General features: G+C 61.8%; 5 protein-coding genes (1 of these 5 only partly in view). All 5 read left to right on the top strand.

Translation table 11 applies throughout. The features are described 5' to 3' along the window. The first annotated feature begins 178 nt into the window (after positions 1 to 178). Tightly spaced (at most 27 nt apart), the 5 genes in view from F6A13_RS02195 to serS form a layout consistent with a single transcriptional unit that may run on beyond the window. Positions 179 to 2,485, top strand: a complete 2,307-nt coding sequence (locus tag F6A13_RS02195) for a DNA translocase FtsK (RefSeq protein WP_126604517.1) — start codon at positions 179 to 181, stop codon at positions 2,483 to 2,485. After that, positions 2,457 to 3,149 carry an outer membrane lipoprotein chaperone LolA gene (gene lolA, locus F6A13_RS02200; protein WP_113527437.1) on the top strand — a complete coding sequence of 231 codons (693 nt, stop codon included), beginning with the start codon at positions 2,457 to 2,459 and terminating at the stop codon, positions 3,147 to 3,149. The genes F6A13_RS02195 and lolA overlap by 29 nt, the downstream gene beginning before the upstream one ends. An 18-nt stretch (positions 3,150 to 3,167) precedes the next feature. Continuing rightward, complete coding sequence (locus tag F6A13_RS02205) at positions 3,168 to 4,238, top strand: OmpP1/FadL family transporter (RefSeq protein ID WP_126604516.1); 1,071 nt, start codon at positions 3,168 to 3,170, stop codon at positions 4,236 to 4,238. Positions 4,239 to 4,265: 27 nt separating this feature from the next. After that, positions 4,266 to 5,594, top strand: a complete 1,329-nt coding sequence (locus F6A13_RS02210; protein WP_113527439.1) for a replication-associated recombination protein A — start codon at positions 4,266 to 4,268, stop codon at positions 5,592 to 5,594. After that, a protein-coding gene (serS, locus tag F6A13_RS02215) for a serine--tRNA ligase (protein ID WP_113527440.1) crosses the window boundary here: on the top strand, positions 5,587 to 6,257 show its 5' portion. It continues 595 nt past the right edge of the window; only the first 671 of its 1,266 coding nucleotides appear in the window; the start codon lies at positions 5,587 to 5,589; its stop codon lies off the right edge, out of view. The genes F6A13_RS02210 and serS overlap by 8 nt, the downstream gene beginning before the upstream one ends.

The raw sequence follows: 6,257 nt of genomic DNA on the forward strand, positions 1-6,257 counted from the left end.
GGAGAAAGTCTAGCATCATTCCCGCACCCCTGTCCTTCCCGGACAGCGATCGGATATGGCGCAGTGCGCAGTGAAGTGTCGTGATCTGATCCATTCGAAATGCCTAACAACTGCATTGACTTGCCTTTTTTCCCCGCATCTCCTTGACACCCGCGCAGGGGTCGTTTAGCGTGCCGACATGAACTCTGCAGCCCGTAATGCGTCCCGAGGCTCCCGGCCTGCCCCCGCAAAGCCGGGCCAGCCGCCGCGTGCCAAACCATGGCGTCGCGAGGCGCTACTGCTGATACTGATCGGCGTGACGGCGTTCGTGGCGATATCCCTGCTCAGCTTCCACCCCGCCGATCCGAGCTGGTTCAACAGTGGAAAGGGTGGCCCCGCCCATAACTGGGGCGGCAAAACTGGCGCCTATATCGCTGATTTTCTGGTACAGGTCTTTGGTGTGGTCGCATGGTTCCTGCCCGTGGCGTTGGGCGCATGGGTGTGGCAGCTATGGCGGCACTGGTTTCATCAGCATCCTGGGCGCCGGGCGGCGCCGGTGGGCGCTGCCGCCATGATGCTGGGTCTGAGCAGTTTCCTGGCGCTGACCTGGCCGGCGGGCTGGTGGCCCATTGCCGGTGCGGGAGCGGGTGGTATCCTGGGACAGGAAGCCGGCGCCCTTGCCCGGCCATTCATCGGTGTGGGTGGTAGCGCCTTGCTGTTTCTTGGGCTGTTTGGCCTCGGCGTGTTTTTGCTCACCGGTCTCGGGCCGCGCGCGATGGCTGCGCAGGCCAATACCCTGTATGCGGCCTTGCCCAGGCCACACCTGCGCTGGCGACTGCGACGCCAGATTCCGACCCGGGCGGCCCCGGCGTCCATCACCACGCTGACGCCCGCTGCGCCAAAGGTGTCCCCGCCCGCTGCACCCAGCTTCTTTTCTACCAAAAAACGCGGGCCAGGTTCGGCGCATACCGCCGTTAAAAGCAGTCGGCAGTTGCCGTTGCCGGCTCCGGTTGGGCCGCCGCGTGCCGATGGCCTGCCCGATCTGGGTCTGCTCGATCCACCGGATGCGTCAGATCCTGGTTCTCAACTGCAGCCTGAAGCGTTGCAGCAGCAGTCGCGTATGCTGGAAGAAAAGCTGGCCGACTTCGGGGTGCAGGCGGCCGTAGTGGCGGCCCATCCCGGACCGGTGATTACCCGCTTTGAAATAGAACCGGCACCGGGAGTCAAGGTCAGCCAGATTGCGGGCCTCAGCAAAGACCTTTCGCGCGTGCTGGCGGCCCGGGTGCGGGTGGTGGAAGCCATTCCCGGTAAGGCCACCATGGGCATCGAGGTGCCAAACCCCAACCGGCGCACGGTGCGCCTCTCCGAGGTGCTTTCCAGTCACGGCTTCACCCAGAGCAAAAGTCTGCTGACGCTGGCATTGGGTCAGGATATCGGCGGGCAGCCGGTGTCCGCCGATCTGGCCAGAATGCCCCACCTGCTGGTAGCCGGGACCACCGGCGCCGGCAAGTCTGTGGGTGTCAATGCCATGATTCTCAGCATACTGTTCAAAGCGACTGCCGAGGATGTACGCCTGATCATGGTGGATCCCAAGATGCTGGAGCTATCCATCTATGAGGGCATCCCTCACCTGCTCGCGCCGGTGGTGACGGACATGAAAGAGGCCGCCAACGCCCTGCGCTGGTGCGTGGCGGAGATGGAACGGCGCTATAAGCTCATGGCTTTTGCGGGAGTGCGCAACCTGACCGGATATAATCAGAAGGTCCGGGAAGCGGCGGCTGCGGGACATCCCCTGCCGGGCCCGGATAAAGATATGGACGGCGAACCCGTGGCCTTGAGCATGCTGCCCGCTATCGTGGTGATCATCGACGAGTTCGCGGATCTGATGATGGTGGTCGGCAAACAGGTGGAAACCCTGATCACCCGTCTGGCCCAGAAAGCGCGTGCGGCTGGTCTGCACCTGATCATGGCGACCCAGCGTCCTTCGGTGGATGTGATCACCGGGCTGATCAAGGCCAACGTCCCCACCCGCATTGCCTTTCAGGTTTCGTCGCGTATCGACTCGCGCACCATTCTTGACCAGATGGGCGCGGAAACCTTGCTCGGCCAGGGCGACATGCTCTACCTGCCTCCCGGCTCCGGTTATCCGTTGCGGGTGCATGGAGCCTTTGTCAGCGATGACGAAGTCCATCGTGTGGTAGAGTCCCTGCGCCAACTGGGCGCGCCCCAATACGACGAACGTATTTTACAGGGTGGTGAAGGCGGCGATGGGGAAAGCATGGACGGGGAGGGTGGTGAAGATGCCGATCCGCTCTATGATCAGGCGGTGGCCATTGTCACCAGCAGCCGCAAGGCGAGTATCTCTTACGTGCAGCGGCAACTCAAGGTGGGCTATAATCGGGCCGCCCGCATGATTGAAGAGATGGAGCGGGCCGGTGTGGTCGGTCCCTTGCAAAGTAACGGGAGCAGAGAAATCTATGCAGCAGCACCCCCTGGTCGTGACTGACCGTTTGCGCCTCGGGCGCGACCCATCACGGGCTTCGGGTCTGGTTCTCTGGCTCCTGGTGCCACTGCTGATGCTGGGTAGTATCCAGCTCGCGGCTGCCGCCACGGGGTTGGCGCTGTTGCAGGATTTTTTCCAGAAAACCCACACCATCACGGCCCAGTTCCGTCAGGAAGTAGCCAACCATGACGGCCAGATCGTCAAGCGTACCGGCGGCAAGCTGTGGATTTCCCGCCCCGGCAAATTCCGCTGGGACTACAACGGCCGTAACGGGCAAACCATCGTGTCCAACGGTGAGAAGGTCTGGCTTTATGAGCCGGCTCTGGAACAGGCCACGGTGCAGCCCCTCGGCAAAGCTATCGGGTCCACCCCTGCGGCGCTGATCGCTGGTAACGATGACCTCAGCCAGCGCTTCAGGATTACAGATCTGGGTGAAAAAAACGGACTCCGCTGGCTGCTGTTGCATCCCAAAACGGGTCAGGATCAGGGCTTCACCGCGTTGCGCCTGGGCTTTGACGCGCAGGGCGCGCTGCGCGAGATGCGTATGGAAGACGCCTTCCAGCAACAGACCGTCCTCCGCTTCGAGCATATCAGGATCAATCACCCCATTTCGGCGCAGGAGTTTCAGTTCACTCCGCCTGCCGGCGTAGATGTTCTCTCTCGATAATATTTTCTGGAGTCCTGCATGTTGGCTTTGAAGACCCGCCTCGTCCTCGTTACCCTCGGTCTGTTAGTGGCTGTGCAGTCCCATGCCGCGGGTTTCGCCGCGCCGACCTCCGTGGTGGGGCTTTCGGAAGCCGGTGCCACGGTAGCCGACGGCGGACCCGTCAGCAGTTTTGCCGACAATCCCGCTGATATGGTCTTCTTTCCGGGTACCCGGGTGGGTCTGGATATTCTCGCAACGCGCCCGGCTTACAAGGTGGATAATGGCGGTGGCAGCATCGATGCCAGCAGCAATCTGCAGATTCTGCCCGATCTCTTTGTGACCCATCGTTTCAATGATCTGCCACTGGCAGTTGGTCTCGGTATCACTTCACCCTACAGCATCAACGCCACTTGGCCCGCTGGGACCTTTCCCGGACAACCTTCGCTGAAAAACGACCTGCGGATCGTGGATGTGAATCCGGGGGTTGCCTATCTGCTGCTCCCCAACCTGAGCGTTGGAGTGGGTCTGGATTATTACCAAGCGCTGAGTGTAACCTTTGGCCCAAATTCGGGCACCGGCGGGGGCGTCGGCGGTAACGTCGGGCTTTTCTACACCACCGAGCGCTTCAATGCGGGACTCAGTTATCGCTCCGCGGCCAGCGTTTCTTCGGGCGGTGGCCGCATCGACCTCCCCAGTCGCGTACAGGCAGGTGTGCGCTACCGATTTACCCCACGCTTTGCGAGCGAACTGGATGTGGACTGGAATGACTGGAGCAATGCCCGGTTACCTGGCTATGGCAGCCTCGGCTGGAAGTCTGCCTTGGCCTATCGCCTCGGGCTCAGCTACCACCTGAACCAGAATCTGGAACTTCGCGGTGGCCTCGCCCATGAGGGCAGCCCCGGCAACAGCTCGAGTTTTGATGCGGCGGTGCCGGGAACCAGCAGCAATCTGGCCTCCTTCGGGTTGGGTATCGGTCTGGGCGCATGGCATTACGACATAGGTGCCTCCTATGCCCTCTCCGGCAACACGACGTCTTCTTATCCCGGCTTTGCGGGCACGTATAAAGCCAGTATCTTCAACTTCGGTGCCGCAATTTCTCGGGATTTTTAACGGACAACCCGTCTCCGGAAGGTTCTTATGGCAGCATCGTCCACCGACCCCCGTCCCCTGGCGGCGCGGATGCGCCCGCAGACGCTGGACGCTTACGTCGGGCAGCGTCATTTGCTCGGCAAGGAATGTCCGCTGCAGGCCATGGTGCAGGCCGGGCATCTGCACTCCATGATCCTCTGGGGTCCACCAGGCAGTGGCAAAACCACCCTGGCGCAACTCTTGGCCCACACCGCCGGCCGCCACTTTCAGGTTTTGTCTGCCGTCAACAGCGGAGTGCGCGAGATCCGCGCCGCCGTCAGTAGCGCCGAGGCCGCCCAGTCCCTGGGGCAGGGCACGGTCCTCTTCATCGATGAAATCCATCGCTTCAACAAAAGCCAGCAGGATGCCTTGCTACCTTATGTGGAAGAAGGCGTCGTGACTCTCATCGGCGCCACGACGGAAAACCCCAGTTTCGCCTTGATCAATGCCCTGCTGTCCCGGGCACGGGTTCACGTCCTCAAGGCGTTGACTGAAGAAGAACTCGGCGTCGTCCTCGATCATACCCTTGCCGACAGGGTGCTCGGTCTGGGAGCACTGGCGATGGAGATGTCCCCGGAAGTACGCAAGGGATTGTTGACCGCTGCCGACGGCGACGCGCGCCGTCTCCTCAACCTGCTCGACCTCGCGGTACAACTGGCACCGGTACGGGAGGGTAAAACACAGATCACCGCCGGGATCATCGCTGCAGCCAGCGGTCACTCCTGGCGACGCTTCGACCAGGGGGGGGAAGCCTTTTACGACGAAATTTCCGCTTTCCACAAGTCCCTGCGCGGTTCCGATCCCGACGCGGCCCTCTACTGGCTGGCGCGGATGCTCGACGGCGGCGCCGACCCCCTTTACCTTGCCCGTCGGCTGGTACGCATGGCTTCCGAAGATGTTGGCCTTGCCGACCCACGGGCTTTGGAAATGGCCCTCGCCGCCAAAGACGCCTACGCCTTTCTTGGTTCGCCCGAGGGGGAGCTGGCGCTGGCGCAGGCTACGGCCTATCTCGCCAGTTGTCCCAAAAGTAACCGCGTATACGAGGCATGGAATGCCGTGCGTGCCGTCGTCAAAGGCGGCGGGAGTGCCGAAGTGCCTCTCCACCTGCGCAACGCGCCCACCGCACTGCTCAAGGCACTGGATTACGGCCGGGAATATCAATACGATCACGACTATCCCGACGCCATCGCTCCGGAACAGTCTTATCTGCCCCCCAGTCTGCGTCAGGCCCATTTTTATGAGCCCAGCGACCGCGGTTTGGAAATCCGTATTCAGGAGCGTTTGCGCTGGATAAACGCTCATCGTCAACCTGTCCGGGAGAAAAAACCCCATGCTTGACCCCAGCTTGCTGCGTAGCTCGCCGGAAACCGTAGCTGTCGGCCTCGCTCGCCGCCACTTCATCCTCGATGTAGCTGCCCTGAATGCCCTCGATCAGCAGCGCAAAACCCTGCAAATTCAGCTCGAACAGCTTCGCAACGCCCGCAATGAAGCTTCCAGACAGATCGGTCAGGCGCGCCGTCAGGGGCTCGATACCGGTGCGATGCAGGCCGCGGCAGCGTCGAACGGCGAGGAGATCAAGGCCCTGGAGCAATCACTGGAACGTACCCTTGCCGAATGGGATACGCTGACCATCGGCCTGCCCAACATCCCGCAGGATTCGGTGCCCGACGGCCGCGATGAAAGTGACAATGTGGTGTTGCGTCACTGGGGCACGCCCCGCGCCTTCGATTTCCCTCCTCACGACCATGTCGATCTGGGCGAGGCCCTGGGTATCATCGATTTTGCGGCGGGCGCCCGCCTTGCCGGCGCCCGCTTTGTGGTATTGCGTGGCGCCGGTGCCCGTCTCGAGCGCGCCCTGACGCAATTCATGCTGGATTTGCATACGACGGAACACGGTTACACGGAAATCGCACCGCCTTTTCTCGCCAACGCCGATTCCTTGTATGGAACCGGGCAACTCCCCAAATTCGAAGAAGACCTCTTCGCCCTACGAGATGACCC

The sequence above is a fragment of the Acidithiobacillus sp. 'AMD consortium' genome (genome assembly GCF_008926505.1).
GTDB lineage: Bacteria > Pseudomonadota > Gammaproteobacteria > Acidithiobacillales > Acidithiobacillaceae > Acidithiobacillus > Acidithiobacillus ferridurans.

Bases quoted from the DNA above. Each gene is read 5' to 3' on its own strand.
- lolA (WP_113527437.1), top strand. From the start codon at position 2,457: ATGCAGCAGCACCCCCTGGTCGTGACTGACCGTTTGCGCCTCGGGCGC.
- F6A13_RS02195 (WP_126604517.1), top strand. From the start codon at position 179: ATGAACTCTGCAGCCCGTAATGCGTCCCGAGGCTCCCGGCCTGCCCCC.
- F6A13_RS02205 (WP_126604516.1), top strand. From the start codon at position 3,168: ATGTTGGCTTTGAAGACCCGCCTCGTCCTCGTTACCCTCGGTCTGTTA.
- F6A13_RS02210 (WP_113527439.1), top strand. From the start codon at position 4,266: ATGGCAGCATCGTCCACCGACCCCCGTCCCCTGGCGGCGCGGATGCGC.